Below are 16,516 nucleotides of genomic sequence, written 5' to 3'. Positions count from 1 at the left end.
CGTCAGCCTCACGATTTCGGGGGAATGACAGTATACGGACTTTCTATTTTGCGCTGCAGCAACTATGTGATGAACCCGAGGCTGGTCGAAATCACCTCAGGAGTTGCTGTTGTCACTTGCCAAGAACATCGAGTTCCTAAGCCATCTGCCCCGGCTGAATGGATTCAATGGGCTTGCCGCCGTCTACGGGCGAAGCCTTGCACCTGATGTCGATAGTCCGCTGGTCGAGACCGCCGATTTCGGTTCGAATCCCGGCGCGCTGAAGATGCATTCGTTCGTGCCGGAAGGACTGCCGCGCGGTGCGGCGCTCGTCGTCGTGCTGCATGGCTGCGGCCAGACCGCGGCCGGTTACGACCTCGGTGCGGGCTGGTCGACGCTCGCGCGTCACTATGGCTTTGCGCTGCTGTTGCCTGAGCAACAGGTCGCGAACAACGCCAACACCTGCTTCAACTGGTTCAATCCGGACGACATCAAGCGCGGCAAGGGCGAGGCCGGCTCGATCCGTCAGATGATCGCGCGCATGGTGGTCGACCACAAGCTCGATCCGCGCCGCATCTACGTCACCGGGCTCTCCGCCGGCGGCGCCATGACATCGGTGATGCTCGCGACCTATCCGGATGTGTTCGCGGGAGGCGCGATCGTTGCCGGCCTGCCGTTCGGCATCGCCACCAATCTGCGCGAAGCTCTGGGTGGCATGATGCAAGCGCCGTCGCGCCCCGCGAATGAACTGGGCGATCTCGTGCGGGGCGCGTGGAAGCACCACGGTCCGTGGCCGAAGGTCTCGGTCTGGCACGGCAGCGCCGATCGCACCGTCAATCCCGGCAATGCGGACGCGATCGTCAGGCAATGGCTCGACGTGCACGGCCTTCCCGAGACGCCGATGGCGACGACGACGGTCGACGGCTATCCGCGCGAGGTCTGGTGGAATGCCGATGGCGAGACGGTCGTCGAGTCCTACACCATCACCGGCATGGCCCATGGCACACCGCTCGGCATCGCCGCCAATGACGAACGCTATGGCGAAGCCGGCGCGTTCCTGATCGAGGCCGGGATTTCGTCGTCCTACCACATCGCGAATTTCTTCGGCCTCACCGAACGGGCTCGCCGCCCGGCGCAGGTTGCGAGAGAAGCCGCCAAGCCGGCGGCCAAGCCTGTGACCAAGCCGGTCGCAAGGGAAGCGGCAAAGCCGATCCCGTTGCCTCGCGCAACGCCATCCCGTCAGGCTGCGCCGTCACGCTCCATGCGCGGCCGCGCCCGCGAGATCAGCGATGTGATCACCCGGGCGCTGACTGCCGCGGGCTTGATGAAATAGCTTTTGACGCTGCGGTCACAGGCCGCGGCGTCGCTCACAGCTCTCCGGTGATAAACGGATTGGTCATGCGCTCCTGGCCGATGCTGGAGCCGGCGCCATGGCCGCAGATGAAGCCGACATCGTCGCCGAGCGGCAGCAGCTTCTCCCTGATCGACTTGATCAGTGTCTCGTGGCTGCCACCGGGCAGATCGGTGCGGCCGACTGAGCCGTTGAAGAGGACGTCGCCGACATGGGCGAAGCGCAATTCCTTGTTGAAGAACACGACGCTGCCAGGCGAATGGCCGGGGCAGTGCAGGATCTCGAAGGTGAGTTCGCCGATCGAGACCTGATCGCCTTCTTCGAGCCAGCGGTCCGGCGCAAAGTCGCGCACGCCGGTCATGCCAAAGCGGGCGCCGCTGGCCACGACATTGTCGAGCAGAGGTTTGTCGGCGATATGCGGGCCCTCGATCGGCACCTTCAGCGCGTCGCGCAGTTCGGCGGCGCCGCCGACATGGTCGATATGGCCATGGGTGATCCAGATCTTCTCCACGCTGACGCCGGTTTGCTCGATCGCCGCCTGGATTTTCGGAACGTCGCCGCCAGGATCGATCACGACCGCCTTCTTGGTCGGTTCGTGCCAGATGATGGTGCAGTTCTGCTCGAACAGCGTCACCGGCACGATGATCGCGCCGGCCTTCGGTTTTGTTTCGGTTTTGTCATCCATGGCGGCACCATATGCTTCCCTTGGACCCCGTCAACAAGGGTTCGGAACATCCTGCGACCATTGGCCGGACTGTGATAGGATTGCACAGTTCCTGAACATGTAGTGTGTAAGCGGAATGGCATCCACCGTATCGGAACAACCCGTGAGCCAGGTTTCGCGGTCGCCGCTAGGAGGCCAGCGTACCACGGCGCGCGCCTTTTTCGTGGCGGAACGCCTGAACACGTCGGGGCTCGAGCGCAGCGACGTGCTGGCAACGACGCCATTGGCGTTCCGCGTCAACGAGAATGGCGTCGCGATCCTGTTCCGCTACGGCGTCGTGGTCCTGATCGGGCTGAACGCGCTGGAGGAGGACGAATTCCTGCGCGGCTTGCAGTCGCGCATGTCGGCGCCGTTCGCGCGCCGCGAGGAGGAGAGCGCCACCATCGAGCTCGCCTCAGAGAAGGACGATCAGATCCCACCGGGCGGCCCGATCTGCCTGCAGAGCCTGTCGCCGGAGCGGTTGATCCTGGTCGGTGAGGCGCTGGCGAAAAGCGTCGTGCTGGCGCGGCACGAGCGCGAAGTCGCCGCCGTCTTCGACATGACAGAGCCGTTCGCGCGCGACCTCGCCAAGAGCGGGCAGATCCATGGCGGCCGCGCCGCGATCCTGAAGCACATCGGCAATGCGCTGTCAGTCCGACATCGTGTGTCAGGGCCGGTCGAAGTGTCCGAGAAGCCCGACATCCTCTGGGACAAGCCGCAGCTCGAGCGACTCTATGCCAGGCTCGAGGACGAATATGAATTGAAGGAGCGTGCCGAATCGCTCAACCGCAAGCTCGCCGTCATCGCCGAGACCGCGCAGGTCCTGACCGATATCATCGATACCCGCCGCTCGCTGCGGCTCGAACTGATCATCGTCTTCCTGATCCTGTTCGAGGTCTTGATCACCATCTACCAGCTCGCGACAGGCCGCCACGTCTGAGGCGTCTTCTCCCTCGCTCGCTCGAAATATTCACGCAAACCCGCCACGCGTTTACGTGCTGCCATGTTCAAGCCTGAATTGAAGGGTGACGTGGCGACATGGGTGACATAGACGAAGATTGGTGGCGGCGCGGCATCTTCTATCAGGTGTATCCGCGCTCGTTTCAGGATTCCAACGGCGACGGGGTCGGCGATCTCAAGGGAATTTTGCGGCGGCTGCCGTACTTACGAGAACTTGGCGTCAGCGCGTTCTGGCTGTCGCCGATCTATCCGTCGCCGATGGCCGACTTCGGCTACGACATTTCCGACTATACCGGCGTCGATCCGCTGTTCGGCACGATGGAGGATTTCGACGCGCTGGTCGCGGCAGCCCACGAGGCCGGGCTCAAGCTGATCCTCGATCTGGTGCCGAACCACACCTCGGACCAGCACCCCTGGTTCATCGAATCGAGAAGCTCGCGCGATAACCCCAAGCGCAACTGGTACATCTGGCGAGATCCGAAGCCGGGCGGTGGACCGCCGAACAACTGGCTGTCGGAGTTCGGCGGCAGCGCGTGGGAATATGACAGCGAGAGCGGGCAATATTACTACCATGCCTTCCTGGCCCAGCAGCCGGACCTGAACTGGCGCAATCCGGAGGTCCGCGGCGCGATCTACGACGTGATGCGGTTCTGGCTCGGCAAGGGCGTCGACGGCTTTCGCGTCGACGTCATCTGGCATCTGATCAAGGACGCCAAGTTTCGCGACAATCCGCCCAACCCGCATTATCACGAGGGCCGGCCGCCGCATGAGAAGTTCCTGACGCAATATTCCACCGACCAGGTGGAGGTGCATGAGGTGATCGCCGAGATGCGGCGCGTCACCGACGAATTCGACGCCCGCGTGCTGATCGGCGAGATCTATCTGCCGCTGCACCGCCTCGTCGCCTATTACGGCAACGATCTCACCGGCGCGCAGATGCCGTTCAACTTCGCGCTGCTGTCGACCTTGTGGAGCGCGCGCTCGATCGAGCGGATCATCGAGGACTATGAGAAGGCGCTGCCGCCCGGCGCATGGCCGAACTGGGTGCTGGGCAATCACGACCGCCCGCGGGTCGCGAGCCGGGTGGGGCCCGAGCAGGCGCGCGTTGCCGCGATGCTCTTGCTGACGCTGCGCGGCACGCCGACGCTCTATTACGGAGACGAGATCGGCATGCGCCAGGTTCCGATCGCGCCCAATGAAGTGCGCGATCCCTTCGAAAGGAACGTGCCGGGCCTGGGCGTCGGCCGTGACGGCTGCCGCACGCCGATGCAATGGGACGCGGAGCCCAATGCCGGCTTTTCGAGCGCCAAACCCTGGCTGCCGGTTGCTCATGATGCGCTGCGCGAAAACGTCGCCAGCCTCGGTGCCGACAAGACGTCGACCCTCAATTTGTACAAGGCGCTGATCGCACTTCGGCGCGAATGGCCGCAACTCGTGACCGGCAGCTATGAACGGGTGGCCGCGCAGGGCGACATCCTGCTCTATCGTCGACGTGGCGAGGAGGGCGTGCTGATCGTGGCGCTCAACTTAGGGGCCGATCCGGCCGCGGTCACCTCGAGTGCGATCGCGTTCGGCAGCGAAATCCTGCTGTCGACTTTCCTCGACCGCAAGGGCGAGACGATCGAAGGCGTGCTCGACCTCCGCGGCAATGAAGGCGTCATCATCGCCCAGCCGCGCTGATGGCACCGCTGCTTGCCCCTCATCCTGAGGAGCGCGCAGCGCGTCTCGAAGGATGAGGCCCCGCCGGTGGCCTCGCCCTTCGAGACGGCCGCTCCGCGGCCTCCTCAGGGTGAGGAGATAGGCTGGAGGATGAGGGACTTTCGCGCGCACATGGTCGCCGGCCTATGTTGGGTCAGCCCGCAAAATCGGCTACGCTATTGCCATGGAATCGTCCGCCCGCAACGTCGCTCTTGTTCCGCCGCCGGACCGTCGCCAGTCGGAGACGGCGCTTGCGATCGCGCGGGGCACGGCGCGGCTGCTGCGCTCGCTCGGGTTCTCCTGCATCAGCGAATTGCCGCTGCCGTCCGGACGGCGTGCCGACCTCGTGGCGCTGAACGAGCGCGGCGAGATCTGGATCGTCGAGATCAAGTCGTCGCTGGAGGATTTGCGCGCCGACCAGAAATGGCAGGACTATCGCCTCCATTGCGACCGGCTGTTCTTCGCCTTCACGCAGGATCTGCCGTGCGAGATATTTCCCGCCGATACCGGCCTGATCATCGCCGACGCCTATGGCGCGCACATGCATTGCGAGGCGCCGGAGCACCGCCTGCCGGCGCCGACCCGCAAGCTGATGACGGTGCGCTTCGCAATCGCCGCCGCACAGCGGTTCAACCGCCTGCTCGATCCGCAGGGCCATGCGGAGTTCTGATGTGATGTGAAGAAGCCGTAGGGTGGGCACGCTTCGCTTTGCCCACCCTCATATGGGGCTTTGTGAGTCAAGGCTCTTGAACCGGTGCGGGTTGGGTTTTTGCAGTGAGAGGGCGGCGCGCGGAGCCATGCGTAGCGTAGCGCGACGACCGGGCCCCGGGCGAGGATTGGCTTCCGAAGATTTCTGCAGCTCACTGCATCACCTCATATCCGGTCGGATCGGCTGATCCGTACCCACATTCCGCATGCTTGCGGCGAGGAAGCCAAGAGGATGAGACCCATCTACAAAGCGGCCTGGTTGGGCCCCTGGGTGGCACGGTCATCATCCATCCTGTACGGGGCGCGCGGCGCGGAGCCGCCTCGCCCTGGTGGCGTGGTCCGGTGCTAGGCCTTCATCACGGCCTGCTCCGGAACAAGGCCGGTGGTGAGATAGCGCCACAGCGCCACGATCAGCTTGCGCGCCAGCGCGACGATGGCGATGCGCTTGGCGCGCTTGCCGGCGTTTTCGGTGCGGGTGCGGAACCAGCGGCTGAGCGCGCTGTCCGGCTGATGGCGCAGCCAGAGCCAGGCCAGTTCGATCGTCTTGTGGCGGGCGCGCCGGTTGCCGGCCTTGCTGATCCCCTGCTCGCGATCGATGCTGCCGCTTTGCCAGGGACTGGGCGCCAATCCGCAATAGCTGGCGACCTCGCGCCGGTTGCGGAAGTCCTTGTAGAACACCTCGTTCACCAGCGTCGTGGCAAACGCCGGGCCGAGCGCCTTGAGCTGCTGCAACTGATCCCGTCGCTTCGCCATCGGCGCCGGCGCCGCGGCGGCTTCCGCCGCGACTTCTGCCGCGACTTCTGTAGCGACTTGGGCCTGCTCCAGCGCCTTGAGCTGGTCGCGCACCAGCATCAGCCGGGCATGCTCGCGCTTCACTTCGGCCAGAAGCTGCGGCGGCAGCGGCTGCCCTTGCCAGTCCCGCTGCTGCTCCAGCCAGGCGAGCCAGGTCCGTCGTCGCAAGGTGCCGGCCGCCATGCCCAACAGGCGCAGCAGCGCCTTGATCCGGTTGGTGTGCCCCGTCTGCTCATTCACCAGTCGTTCGCGTTCGCGGCTGGCGCGCCGGGCGTCCTCCTCGGCCACGCTCGGCACCCGGACGATTCGCACCACCCGCGGCTCGCCTCGCAAATGGGCCATCAAGGTGCGCAGCAGAAGCTCACCATCGATCCGGTCTGTCTTCGCCCGCCGCGCCCGTTGCTCCACCGCGATGCTCGCCGGGTCGAAGATGAAGTTGGTGATCCCAGCCGCCGCGAGCAGCCGGTGCAGCCAGAAGCCGTCATAGCCAGCCTCGTAGCAGCTCACCACCCGCGGCGCCGCTCCAAGCTTCGCAGTCGCCCGGGCCTTGACCTGCTCGATCAGCGCCAGCAGCCCGGCGTGATCGCCGCCTTCCAGCTTGTGGCGCGATATCCGGTCCCGATCCGGACTGTGCAGCGTCACCAGCCACGTCTTCTGACTCAGTTCGATCGCAACGAAAATCGTGCCACAATGCCCGGCGGTGGGCGTGTTCTTGGTCAATGCTTGCATCAGACTCTCCGATGGTTCGAGTGTGGAAACCCAAACCTACCGGAAAGGGCACGCTCACCGCCCCATGGAATCTACAAATCACCGCGGCGCGCGCTTTGCCAGAATGCGCTGCAGGGTGCGGCGGTGCATGTTGAGGCGGCGCGCGGTTTCCGAGACGTTGCGGTTGCACATCTCGTAGATGCGCTGGATGTGCTCCCAACGCACGCGGTCGGCCGACATCGGGTTGGCCGGCGGTTCGGATTTCTCGGTGCCGCTCGCAAGCAGCGCCGCGACGACGTCGTCGGCGTCCGCAGGCTTCGAGAGATAATCGATCGCGCCCATCTTCACCGCGGTCACGGCGGTGGCGATGTTGCCATAGCCGGTGAGCACGATCGCACGCGCATCGGGCCGCTTGCGCTTCAGCGCGGAGACGACGTCAAGGCCGTTGCCGTCGCCCAAACGGAGATCGACCACCGCGAAGGCAGGCGCGGCCTTTCCGATCTGCGCAAGACCATCGGACACAGTATCGCAGGATGTCACGGTGAAGCCGCGGGTCTCCATGGCGCGCGACAGGCGCTCCAGAAACGGCTTATCGTCCTCGACGATGAGCAATGAGCGGTCGGCTTGATCGTTCAGTTCGGCGATGGCGTTCACGGTTCTGCTATCCCTGTGTCCAATCCCAAACATATGGCGTGTGACTGCGGCGATGCCAAGGCTGCCCAAGACACGTCCAAGATCAAGCGATTAATGCGTCAAATTGTCGAATTGTGCTCAGCCTATCATTTCGCCGGCGGCCTCGCTCGCCTCGAACAAGCTGCGGGGCCAGACGATCTGCACCACGGCTCCGTGATCGGGAAACACCCGGTTGGTGAAAGTGACCTTGGCGCCGGTGCGCTCCAGCAGCGTACGCGCGATGAAAACGCCAAGACCAAGCCCTGTGCGGCCGTCTTGCGCCTCATCCGCGCTGCGGCGCCGCGACAAATAAGGCTCGCCGATCCGGTTCAGCATGTCAGGGGCGATGCCGGGGCCGTCATCGGAAATGACGATCTCGACGGTGTCGGCATTCCACCACGCGTTCACCTCGACGGTCTGATTGGCGAAATCCACCGCATTTTCCAGGATATTGCCGACGCCGTAGAGGATCGCGGGATTGCGGGCGCCGACCGGTTCCGTGGTAGCTGCGACAGCTAGCCGCACCTTGATTGCAACGCCGAAATCGCGGTGCGGTGCAACAGCCTCCTCGATCAGCGTCGACAGCTTCATGCGGTCGAACGGCGCGCCAGTGGAGGAGAGCTGGGTGATCTTGCTCAGGATGTCACGGCAGCGCTGCGCCTGCTCGCGCAGCGTCTTCAGGTCGGCGGCGAGCTGGCCGTCCTTCACCGTGCCTTCCAGCTCGCGCGAGATCAGGAAGATGGTCGAAAGCGGCGTGCCAAGCTCGTGCGCGGCCGCGGCCGCGAGGCCGTCGAGCTGGGTCAAATGCTGCTCGCGCGCCAGCACCAGCTCGGTCGCGGCCAATGCGTCCGAGAGCTTTCGCGTGTCCTCGGTGACCTGGAACGCGTAGAGGCTGGTGACGCCGATCGCGAGCAGGATCGAGAGCCAGACGCCGAACAGATAGATCGGCGGCAGCACCAGCGGATCATCGGTGTCCCAGGGCAGCGGGAAATGAAAGAACACCAGCGCGGACGCGCAGGCGACCGCAAGACAGCCGAGCGCGATCGTCAGCCGGACCGGCAGCGCGGTAGCGGAAATCAGGACCGGCGCCAGGAACAGGTACGAGAACGGATTCTGCAGGCCGCCGGTCAGGAACAATAGGCCGGCAAGCTCGACAATATTGAGCGCGAGCAGTGCCGCGGCATAGATCGGCTCGAGCCGCTGCATCGGGTTGAACGCGATCTGCAAGGCGAGATTGAGCAGCGCCGACAGCGCGATGATGGCGATGCAGGGGATGACGGGAACGTCGAATTCCAGGCCCTGCGCGACAATGAAGATCGCGGCGAGCTGGCCGAGCGCGGCCAGCCAGCGCAACCGCAGAATCGTATCCAGACGGACATGGCGGCGCGGTTGGCGGAAATCGGAGGCGGCTACGTCGGTCATGTCCTCACTCTAGCCACGCGACGGCTGTTTCCCCACATCTCCCGCTTGCGGGGGAGGTCGTGTGCTCGAAGAGCACAGCGGGTGGGGGCTCTCTCCACACGGATAGTCCCATCGCGGAGATACCCTCACCCCAGCCCTCTCCCGCAAGCGGGAGAGGGGGGCACAGCTACATCCCTGGACGCAACTCAATCTCACCAGGTTCTACCCTCGCAACGGCGCGATCACAAACTCGCTGCTCACAGCTTCGACCAAACTACAAGTCTTGCGCGATCAGCCATGATGGCTCAATGAACGGCCGGCATGGATCAGATCGAGAAAAGACCGGCGCCAGCGTCCACTTCCGATGCCGCAGCTTCGGCCGCGATCGATGTCGCGCATCTGGTGAAGGTCTACAAGGCCACCCGCGCGGTCGACGATGTCTCGTTTCGGATCGCACGCGGCAGCATCACCGGGCTGCTCGGCGGCAATGGCGCCGGCAAGACCACGACGATCGCCATGATCATGGGGCTGGTGCTGCCGACCTCGGGCCGCATCCATGTGCTGGGCTTTCCGATGCCCGAACAGAGCGCCGAGGTGCTCGGGCGGATGAATTTCGAGAGCCCCTATGTCGACATGCCGATGCGGCTCACGGTGCGCCAGAACCTCACGATCTTCGGCCGGCTTTATGCCGTGAGGAATCTCGCAGAGCGGATCGATCGGCTCGCGTCCGACCTCGACCTCCGCGACTTCATCGACCGAGCCAACGGCAAGCTTTCCGCCGGCCAGAAGACGCGCGTGGCGCTCGCCAAGGCGCTGATCAATGAACCTGACCTGCTGCTGCTGGACGAGCCGACCGCCTCGCTCGACCCCGATACTGCGGATTGGGTGCGGCAGCACCTGGAGAACTACCGCAAGAGCCATGATGCGACGATCCTGCTCGCCTCGCACAACATGCTGGAGGTGGAGCGGCTGTGCGACCGCGTCATCATCATGAAGCGCGGCAAGATCGAGGATGACGACAGTCCGGACCGAATCATGGCCCGCTACAACCGCGACACCCTGGAAGAGGTGTTCCTGGACGTCGCCCGTGGCCGCAGCCGGGAGCGCGCGACATGAGCGAGATCGCCGTCCATCATGGGTTGTCGCTCAACCGCATCAACGCGATGGTGCTGCGCTATTGGTATCTGTTGCTGTCGTCCTGGCCGCGACTATTGGAACTGGTCTATTGGCCGGCGCTGCAGATCATCACCTGGGGGTTCCTGCAGAACTATATCTCGCAGACCTCGGGCTTCTTCGCGCAAGCCGGCGGCACCCTGATCGGCGCCGTCATCCTGTGGGACATCCTGTTCCGCGGCCAGCTCGGCTTTTCGATCTCGTTCCTGGAAGAGATGTGGGCGCGCAACCTCGGCAACCTCATGATGAGCCCGCTGAAGCCGATCGAGTTCCTGCTCTCGCTGATGATCATGAGCCTGATCCGGCTCGCGATCGGCGTCATTCCGATGACGCTGCTGGCGTTCTTCTTTTTCGGTTTCAACTTCTACGCCATCGGCCTGCCGCTGATCGCGTTCTTCTGCAACCTGATCTTCACGAGCTGGTCGGTCGGCATTTTCGCCTCCGGCCTCGTGCTGCGGAACGGGCTCGGCGCGGAAAGCATCGTCTGGACGCTGATGTTCGCGCTGATGCCGCTCGCCTGCATCTATTATCCCGTCAGCGTATTGCCGCCCTGGCTGCAGGTCCTCGCCTGGATGCTGCCGCCGACCTATGTGTTCGAGGGCATGCGGGCGCTCCTGATCGACCACGTCTTCCGCACTGAGCTGATGGTCGACGCCCTCGTCATCAACGCGGTGCTGCTTGTCGCGTCATTTGCGATCTTTCTTGCCCTTTTGCGCAGCGCCAAACGCAACGGCTCGCTGCTGAGCAGCGGCGAGTAACCTTCACTTTCCCGTGGATTCCCGGTTGTTTAGGGCTTTTTCGGCCGTAGATGTAGTGACAGATGCATTGACGCTTTATTACGCATTCGACAGTATGCTGCGTCGCAAACAAGGATTTTGAAGCAAATGCCGATTGGTGAATTTGGCGGCGCCCCGCCGCTGGCGGCCGAAGGCAGTCCGGCGCTTACGACGCCACTGTACTGGATGTACGAGATGGCGCACGCATCGCTCAACCCGGCACGCGCGGTGACCGACGCCACCAAGATCCTGTTTCAGAATCCGCTCAATCCGTGGACGCATACCGAAGTCGGCAAGTCCCTTGCCGCAGCTTGCGAACTGTTCGAGCGCACCACCCGCCGCTACGGCAAGCCGGAGTGGGGTCTCGACGAGACCGAGGTCAACGGCGTGCGCACGCCGGTCGAGGTCCGCTCGATCTGGGAAAAGCCGTTCTGCCGGCTGCTGTACTTCGATCGCAAGCTCACCCGGCCGCTGCGCGCGCCTCAGCCGCGCGTATTGATCGTGGCGCCGATGTCCGGCCACTATGCGACGCTGCTGCGTGGCACCGTCGAAGCCTTCCTGCCGACCCATGAGGTCTACATCACCGATTGGGCCGATGCGCGCATGGTGCCGCTGTCCGAAGGCCGCTTCGATCTCGATGACTATGTCGATTACCTTATCGAGATGCTGCATGTGCTTGGCGGCAACATGCATGTCATCGCGGTCTGCCAGCCCTCGGTGCCGGTGGTGGTCGCGGTCTCCCTCATGGAAGCGCGGCGCGATCCCTTCGTGCCGCTGTCGATGACGCTTATGGGCGGCCCGATCGACACCCGGCGCAATCCGACCGCGGTCAACAATCTTGCCGCCGAACGCGGCATCGACTGGTTCCGCCACAATGTCATCACCAAGGTGCCGTTCCCCCATCCTGGCATGATGCGCGACGTCTATCCGGGATTCCTGCAGCTCAACGGCTTTATCAGCATGAATCTCGACCGTCACATGGACGCGCACAAGGCGCTGTTCGCCAATCTGGTGAAGGGCGACGGCGATCTCGTCGACAAGCACCGCGAATTCTATGACGAATATCTCGCGGTGATGGACCTGACCGCCGAGTATTACCTGCAGACCGTCGACCTCGTCTTCGTCAAGCACGCGCTGCCGAACGGCGAGATGACCCATCGTGGCGAGCCTGTCGATCCTTCCAAGATCCGGCGCGTGGCGTTGATGACGGTGGAAGGCGAGAAGGACGACATCTCCGGCCTAGGCCAGACTGAAGCGACGCATGGTCTGTGCACATCGATTCCCGATCATCGCCGCGTGCATTACGTGCAGAAGGGCGTTGGACACTACGGTGTGTTCAACGGCTCGCGTTTCCGCGCCGAAATCGTGCCGCGCATCTCCGATTTCATGATCTCAGCGGCCAGTACACGGCTTTCCCTGGTCGCAGCCGCCGAGTAGCGGCGCGCCCGAGCCCGATTTGAGCGGGTCCATAAGCTGCTGAATTGATTAAAAGAATCCGGATTCGCCGATCGTTCAAGGAATGAGTTATGACTCGTTCCTTGGAGGGTGATTTTGGGCCGACCCGGCCCAAATTTTTCGGGTTCCGACCCCAGTATCTAGGGGTCAAATCGCGGGCAGCCTCTGTATATTGGGCAAATGATTTGTTTTTGCGCCGAGCGATTTCCCTGGCGGCGGATATGGCAGAATCCGGGCGAAGTTCTCCTCCCCGGACTCTCAGAAATGGCCACTCGCGCGCTCCTTTATCGGCGGCCTGCCGAACCCTCGACTCTTCTCATCAAGCACGGCTCCCAATATTTCGCGATCAGGCTGCGGCGGCACCGGCGCGCGCGCCGTTACACGCTTCGCATTCATCCAACCGACCGCGAAGCGATCCTCACGATGCCGCCGCGCGGCACGATCGCCGACGCGCGCGACTTCGCGCAGCTTCATGGCGGCTGGATCGCCGCGCGCCTCGGCCGCCTGCCGAAGGCGGCGCCATTCCAACACGGCACAGTGGTGCCGCTGCGTGGCGTGCCGCATCGGCTTGTGCATCGCGCCGGCGAGCGCGGCACGGTGTGGGCCGAGATTCGCGACAGTGGCGAAAGGATTTTGTGCGTGGCCGGCGAGCCGGAGCACATGGACCGCCGGGTGCATGACTTCCTCAAGCGCGAAGCGCGCAAGGATCTGCACAAGGCTTCCCTGGCTTATGCGGCGGAACTCGGCGTGCGCGTGCGCCGTGTCTCGATCCGCGATCAATCGAGCCGCTGGGGTTCCTGCACCTCGCACGGATCGCTCTCGTTCTCCTGGCGCCTGATCCTCGCGCCGCCCTATGTGCTCGACTATCTCGCCGCGCATGAGGTTTCGCATCTGGTCGAGATGAACCACTCGCTGCGGTTCTGGAAGACCGTCGGCCGGATCTGCTCGTCGGTCGATCGCGCCAAGACCTGGCTCGATACCTACGGCAACGACCTGCACCGCTACGGGATCGAGGATTAGCTTAACTGTCGCGTTTTCCTCGCTGTCATCGTCCGCGAAGGCGGACGATCCAGTATCCCACTGACGTTGGTGCTCATTCTGCGAGGTCGCCGCGTACTGGATGCCCCGCCTGCGCGGGGCATGACGGCCAATGATGGTGGCTGCGCCGCTGGAGCTACCGATTTCCGCCAAACAGGCGATCGACCAGCCAGCCGTCCAATCCTGCCGCGGCTTCCGGACGCGCATTGGGATTGGGCTGCGTCGAGGCGCGAGTCGGCGGTGGCCGGTACGAACCGGCGGATGGAGTGGGCGCCATCGGGCCGGCGGATGGGACGGGCGCGGGTGGCGCCAGCGACTGCGGTGACGGCGGGCTCACCTGCGACGACGCCTGCACCAGATTCGACAGCGCCCAGCCGACTTGCGAATTCGGCAGGCTCGCGACCGGGACGCCCTGATGCGCCGATCGCATGAAGCGGGTCCACACTTCCACCGGCAGGCCGCCGCCGGTCGCCTTCTTGGTCGGCGAATTGTCGTCATTGCCGAGCCAGACACCGGTGACGAGATTGGCGGTGTAGCCGATGAACCAGGCGTCGCGGAAATCCTGGCTGGTGCCGGTCTTGCCGGCGGCGGTCCAGCCGGGGATTTCCGCCCTGCGCGCGGTGCCGGAGATCAGCGTCTCCATCATCATTGCGTTCATCATCGCGACATAACGCGGCTCGATCACCCGGGCGAACTGGTCGGCGGGCCGGACGTAGAGCAGCTTGCCCTTATCGGTGCGGATCTTCGTCACCACATGCGGCGAGACCGCCATGCCGCCATTGGCAAAGGGCGCGTAGGCGCCGACCAGTTCGATCACCGAGACCTCGGAGGTGCCGAGCGCGATCGAGGGATTGGCGTCGAGCTTGGAGGAGATGCCGAGCCGGTGCGCGGTCCGCACCACGTTCTTCGGCCCGACCTCGAGCCCTAGCCGGACCGCGACCGTGTTCAGCGACATCGCCAGCGCCTGCGTCAGCGTCACCGAGCCGAAATATTCGTGGGTGTAGTTCTCCGGCTTCCAGCCCTTGATATCGAGCGGGGCATCGGTGCGGATCGTCTCCGGCGTCAGCCCGGCCTCGACCGCGGTGAGATAGACGAACGGCTTGAAGGCCGAACCGGGCTGGCGCTTGGCGGTCACCGCGCGGTTGAACTGGCTTTCGGCATAGTTCCGTCCGCCCACCATGGCGCGCACCGCGCCGTCGGGCGTCATCGCCACCAGCGCGCCCTGGGTGACGTTGAACTTCACGCTCTTGGCGGCGAGCTCGTCGATGATGGCGGCTTCGGCGACGTTCTGCAGCTTCGGATCGATCGTGGTCTCGACCCTGATGTCCTGGTCGATCTGGCCGACGAGGTCATCGAGCACTTCGCCGATCCAGTCGGCGACATAATTCACGGTGCCGGCGCCGGCCGGCTTCACGTTGTAGGAGGGATGGCCGATCGAGGCCCGCGCCTGGGCCTCGGTGATGAACTTGGCGTCCGCCATCGCTGACAGCACGACCTGCGCGCGCTGCTCGGCGCCTTCAGGATTGCGGTTCGGCGCCAATCGCGACGGCGATTTCACCAGGCCCGCGAGCATCGCGGCCTCCGGCAATGTCACGTTCTTTGCGGACTTGCCGAAATAGCGTTGTGCCGCGGCCTCCACGCCATAGGCGCCGGAACCGAAGTAGACGCGGTTGAGATAGAGCTCCAGAATCTCGTTCTTGGAATGCTTGCGCTCCAGCCATAGCGCGAGCTCGGCCTCCTGCAGCTTGCGCTGCATGGTGCGCTCCTGCGTGAGGAACAGGTTCTTGGCGAGCTGCTGCGTCAGCGTCGAGCCGCCTTGCGACACGCCGCGGTGCAGGAGGTTGGTCACGGCGGCGCGAACTATGCCGATCGGATCGATGCCATAGTGCGAGTAGAAGCGGCGATCCTCGATGGCGATGAAGGCTTTCGGCAGGTATGGCGGCAGGTCCTTCAGCGCGACATTGGCGCCGGCCATTTCGCCGCGCTGTGCCAGCACGCTGCCGTCCATGCCGACGATCTGGATCGTCGGCGGCCGCTTGGGGATTTCGAGCGATTGGATCGGCGGCAGATGCGCGCCGACCCAGACCACGACGCCGACGACCGCAATCGCAGCCCACAGGCCGAGCACGGCGCCCCAGTAGAAGATGCGGCCGATCGAAAAGCCGCGGCGCGATTTCCGCCGTTTCCCGCCACTCGGGGCCGGCTTGCGCTCGCGCGGCGGTTCCTCACTCGCATCACCGCTGCTGCGCTTGGCGGATTTCTTCGGCTTGTCTTCGGGATTGGGGATGCGATCGGCCGGCGAGAGCCGCAAATCGGCGAGCGCGGCCGGAAGCCCAAATAGCGGCTCCTTGCGCCCGCCGCTCTTTTTCTTTCCGAAGGCCATCCAAAACGCTGCTCACACTACGCTCCGCGCACGCTAGCGTTCCCGGTTTAAGGCTCGGTTACGCAAAGCTTAACGCGGGATTAGGAGGTGAGGCAGGGCGTGGTAAGGAATGGGGAACCAGGCGCAGAAAACGCGTCAAACAAAGACAGGAGAGCCGCATGGGCCATATCGATCCGACCAAGGAAGTGTTCGCGCAATTCAGGGAGAGCGATCGGCCGGGTCCGATCCACATGCTCAATCTGGTCCGCCTGCGCGCCGAGGCCGCCTATCCCGATGGCCGCAAGGCCACCGGCGCGGAAGCCTATGCAGCCTATGGCCGCGAAAGCGGCCCGGTGTTCGAGCGGCTCGGCGGCCGCATCGTCTGGCAGGGTCGCTTCGAACTGATGCTGATCGGGCCGCAGGAGGAACGCTGGGATCATTGCTTCATCGCCGAATACCCGAGCGTTGCCGCCTTCGTCGAGATGATCCGCGATCCCGTCTATCGCGAAGCGGTGAAGCACCGCCAGGCCGCAGTGGAGGATTCGCGGCTGATCCGCCACGCGGTGCTGCCGGTGGGCAAGACGTTCGGGGAGATTCCGGAGTAAGCCACGAAGCCGCAGCCGTAGGGTGGGCAAAGCGAAGCGTGCCCACCATTCAGTGCACGGTTCGCGATGGTGGGCACGCTTCGCTTTGCCCACCCTACCGATCGACGCATCCAAACAAATCGGCGGCCCGGAGGC

14 protein-coding genes are annotated in these 16,516 nt (G+C 64.3%); 9 read left to right on the top strand and 5 right to left on the bottom strand.

All coding sequences use genetic code 11. The features are described 5' to 3' along the window. Nucleotides 1-109: 109 nt before the first annotated feature. Nucleotides 110-1,312: an extracellular catalytic domain type 1 short-chain-length polyhydroxyalkanoate depolymerase gene (locus tag ACVJGD_RS27970; protein WP_456637256.1), complete on the top strand. Its 1,203-nt coding sequence runs from the start codon at nt 110-112 to the stop codon at nt 1,310-1,312. 34 nt (nt 1,313-1,346) lie between these two features. Here ACVJGD_RS27970 and ACVJGD_RS27965 read toward each other — a convergent pair whose 3' ends face one another. Then, nucleotides 1,347-2,015, bottom strand: a complete 669-nt coding sequence (locus tag ACVJGD_RS27965; protein ID WP_456637255.1) for an MBL fold metallo-hydrolase — start codon at nt 2,013-2,015, stop codon at nt 1,347-1,349. A 142-nt stretch (nt 2,016-2,157) separates the two neighbouring features. Between ACVJGD_RS27965 and ACVJGD_RS27960 the strand changes: the two genes are divergently transcribed. From ACVJGD_RS27960 to ACVJGD_RS27950, 3 genes are all read left to right on the top strand, one after another. Beyond that, a complete protein-coding gene (locus ACVJGD_RS27960) occupies nt 2,158-2,973 on the top strand; it encodes an RMD1 family protein (protein WP_456637254.1) in 816 nt (271 codons plus the stop codon). 98 nt (nt 2,974-3,071) lie between these two features. Beyond that, nucleotides 3,072-4,673 (top strand): alpha-amylase family glycosyl hydrolase, encoded by a 1,602-nt coding sequence (locus ACVJGD_RS27955; protein WP_456637253.1) that lies wholly within the window; start codon nt 3,072-3,074, stop codon nt 4,671-4,673. 202 nt (nt 4,674-4,875) lie between these two features. Further along, nucleotides 4,876-5,361: an MmcB family DNA repair protein gene (locus ACVJGD_RS27950; RefSeq protein WP_456637252.1), complete on the top strand. Its 486-nt coding sequence runs from the start codon at nt 4,876-4,878 to the stop codon at nt 5,359-5,361. Between the two features lie 383 nt (nt 5,362-5,744). Here the strand turns inward: ACVJGD_RS27950 and ACVJGD_RS27945 are convergent, their stop codons facing one another. From ACVJGD_RS27945 to ACVJGD_RS27935, 3 genes are all read right to left on the bottom strand, one after another. Further along, nucleotides 5,745-6,920, bottom strand: coding sequence for an IS110 family RNA-guided transposase (locus ACVJGD_RS27945; protein WP_456633344.1), 1,176 nt, complete (start codon nt 6,918-6,920; stop codon nt 5,745-5,747). Nucleotides 6,921-6,998: 78 nt separating this feature from the next. After that, nucleotides 6,999-7,553 carry an ActR/PrrA/RegA family redox response regulator transcription factor gene (locus tag ACVJGD_RS27940; protein ID WP_027583039.1) on the bottom strand — a complete coding sequence of 185 codons (555 nt, stop codon included), beginning with the start codon at nt 7,551-7,553 and terminating at the stop codon, nt 6,999-7,001. 117 nt (nt 7,554-7,670) lie between these two features. Beyond that, the gene (locus tag ACVJGD_RS27935; RefSeq protein WP_456637251.1) at nt 7,671-8,993 is read right to left on the bottom strand and encodes an ActS/PrrB/RegB family redox-sensitive histidine kinase; all 1,323 of its coding nucleotides are present in this window, start codon (nt 8,991-8,993) and stop codon (nt 7,671-7,673) included. A gap of 300 nt (nt 8,994-9,293) precedes the next feature. Between ACVJGD_RS27935 and ACVJGD_RS27930 the strand changes: the two genes are divergently transcribed. The 4 genes from ACVJGD_RS27930 (at nt 9,294) to ACVJGD_RS27915 (ending at nt 13,396) form a co-directional block, all read left to right on the top strand. Next, nucleotides 9,294-10,088 (top strand): ABC transporter ATP-binding protein, encoded by a 795-nt coding sequence (locus tag ACVJGD_RS27930; RefSeq protein ID WP_456637250.1) that lies wholly within the window; start codon nt 9,294-9,296, stop codon nt 10,086-10,088. Continuing rightward, nucleotides 10,085-10,903: an ABC transporter permease gene (locus ACVJGD_RS27925; protein ID WP_456637249.1), complete on the top strand. Its 819-nt coding sequence runs from the start codon at nt 10,085-10,087 to the stop codon at nt 10,901-10,903. The genes ACVJGD_RS27930 and ACVJGD_RS27925 overlap by 4 nt, the downstream gene beginning before the upstream one ends. Nucleotides 10,904-11,029: 126 nt before the next feature. Next, nucleotides 11,030-12,358 (top strand): polyhydroxyalkanoate depolymerase, encoded by a 1,329-nt coding sequence (locus ACVJGD_RS27920; RefSeq protein WP_456637248.1) that lies wholly within the window; start codon nt 11,030-11,032, stop codon nt 12,356-12,358. Nucleotides 12,359-12,556: 198 nt separating this feature from the next. Continuing rightward, a complete protein-coding gene (locus tag ACVJGD_RS27915; protein ID WP_456637247.1) occupies nt 12,557-13,396 on the top strand; it encodes a M48 family metallopeptidase in 840 nt (279 codons plus the stop codon). 154 nt (nt 13,397-13,550) lie between these two features. Here the strand turns inward: ACVJGD_RS27915 and ACVJGD_RS27910 are convergent, their stop codons facing one another. Continuing rightward, a complete protein-coding gene (locus ACVJGD_RS27910) occupies nt 13,551-15,797 on the bottom strand; it encodes a PBP1A family penicillin-binding protein (RefSeq protein ID WP_456637246.1) in 2,247 nt (748 codons plus the stop codon). Between the two features lie 158 nt (nt 15,798-15,955). On the opposite strand from ACVJGD_RS27910, the gene ACVJGD_RS27905 reads away from it, so the two are divergent. Further along, the gene (locus tag ACVJGD_RS27905) at nt 15,956-16,381 is read left to right on the top strand and encodes a DUF1330 domain-containing protein (RefSeq protein WP_456637245.1); all 426 of its coding nucleotides are present in this window, start codon (nt 15,956-15,958) and stop codon (nt 16,379-16,381) included. The last annotated feature ends 135 nt before the right edge of the window (nt 16,382-16,516 follow it).

The sequence above is a fragment of the Bradyrhizobium sp. USDA 10063 genome, from assembly GCF_054063735.1.
Note: the sequence above shows the minus strand (reverse complement) of the source record. Positions and strands in the feature narration are given on the sequence as shown.

Coding starts and splice junctions, on each gene's coding strand:
- ACVJGD_RS27930 (WP_456637250.1), top strand. CDS start 9,294: ATGGATCAGATCGAGAAAAGACCGGCGCCAGCGTCCACTTCCGATGCC.
- ACVJGD_RS27935 (WP_456637251.1), bottom strand. CDS start 8,993: ATGACCGACGTAGCCGCCTCCGATTTCCGCCAACCGCGCCGCCATGTC.
- ACVJGD_RS27905 (WP_456637245.1), top strand. CDS start 15,956: ATGGGCCATATCGATCCGACCAAGGAAGTGTTCGCGCAATTCAGGGAG.
- ACVJGD_RS27955 (WP_456637253.1), top strand. CDS start 3,072: ATGGGTGACATAGACGAAGATTGGTGGCGGCGCGGCATCTTCTATCAG.
- ACVJGD_RS27950 (WP_456637252.1), top strand. CDS start 4,876: ATGGAATCGTCCGCCCGCAACGTCGCTCTTGTTCCGCCGCCGGACCGT.
- ACVJGD_RS27910 (WP_456637246.1), bottom strand. CDS start 15,797: ATGGCCTTCGGAAAGAAAAAGAGCGGCGGGCGCAAGGAGCCGCTATTT.
- ACVJGD_RS27925 (WP_456637249.1), top strand. CDS start 10,085: ATGAGCGAGATCGCCGTCCATCATGGGTTGTCGCTCAACCGCATCAAC.
- ACVJGD_RS27915 (WP_456637247.1), top strand. CDS start 12,557: ATGATTTGTTTTTGCGCCGAGCGATTTCCCTGGCGGCGGATATGGCAG.
- ACVJGD_RS27920 (WP_456637248.1), top strand. CDS start 11,030: ATGCCGATTGGTGAATTTGGCGGCGCCCCGCCGCTGGCGGCCGAAGGC.
- ACVJGD_RS27965 (WP_456637255.1), bottom strand. CDS start 2,015: ATGGATGACAAAACCGAAACAAAACCGAAGGCCGGCGCGATCATCGTG.
- ACVJGD_RS27945 (WP_456633344.1), bottom strand. CDS start 6,920: ATGCAAGCATTGACCAAGAACACGCCCACCGCCGGGCATTGTGGCACG.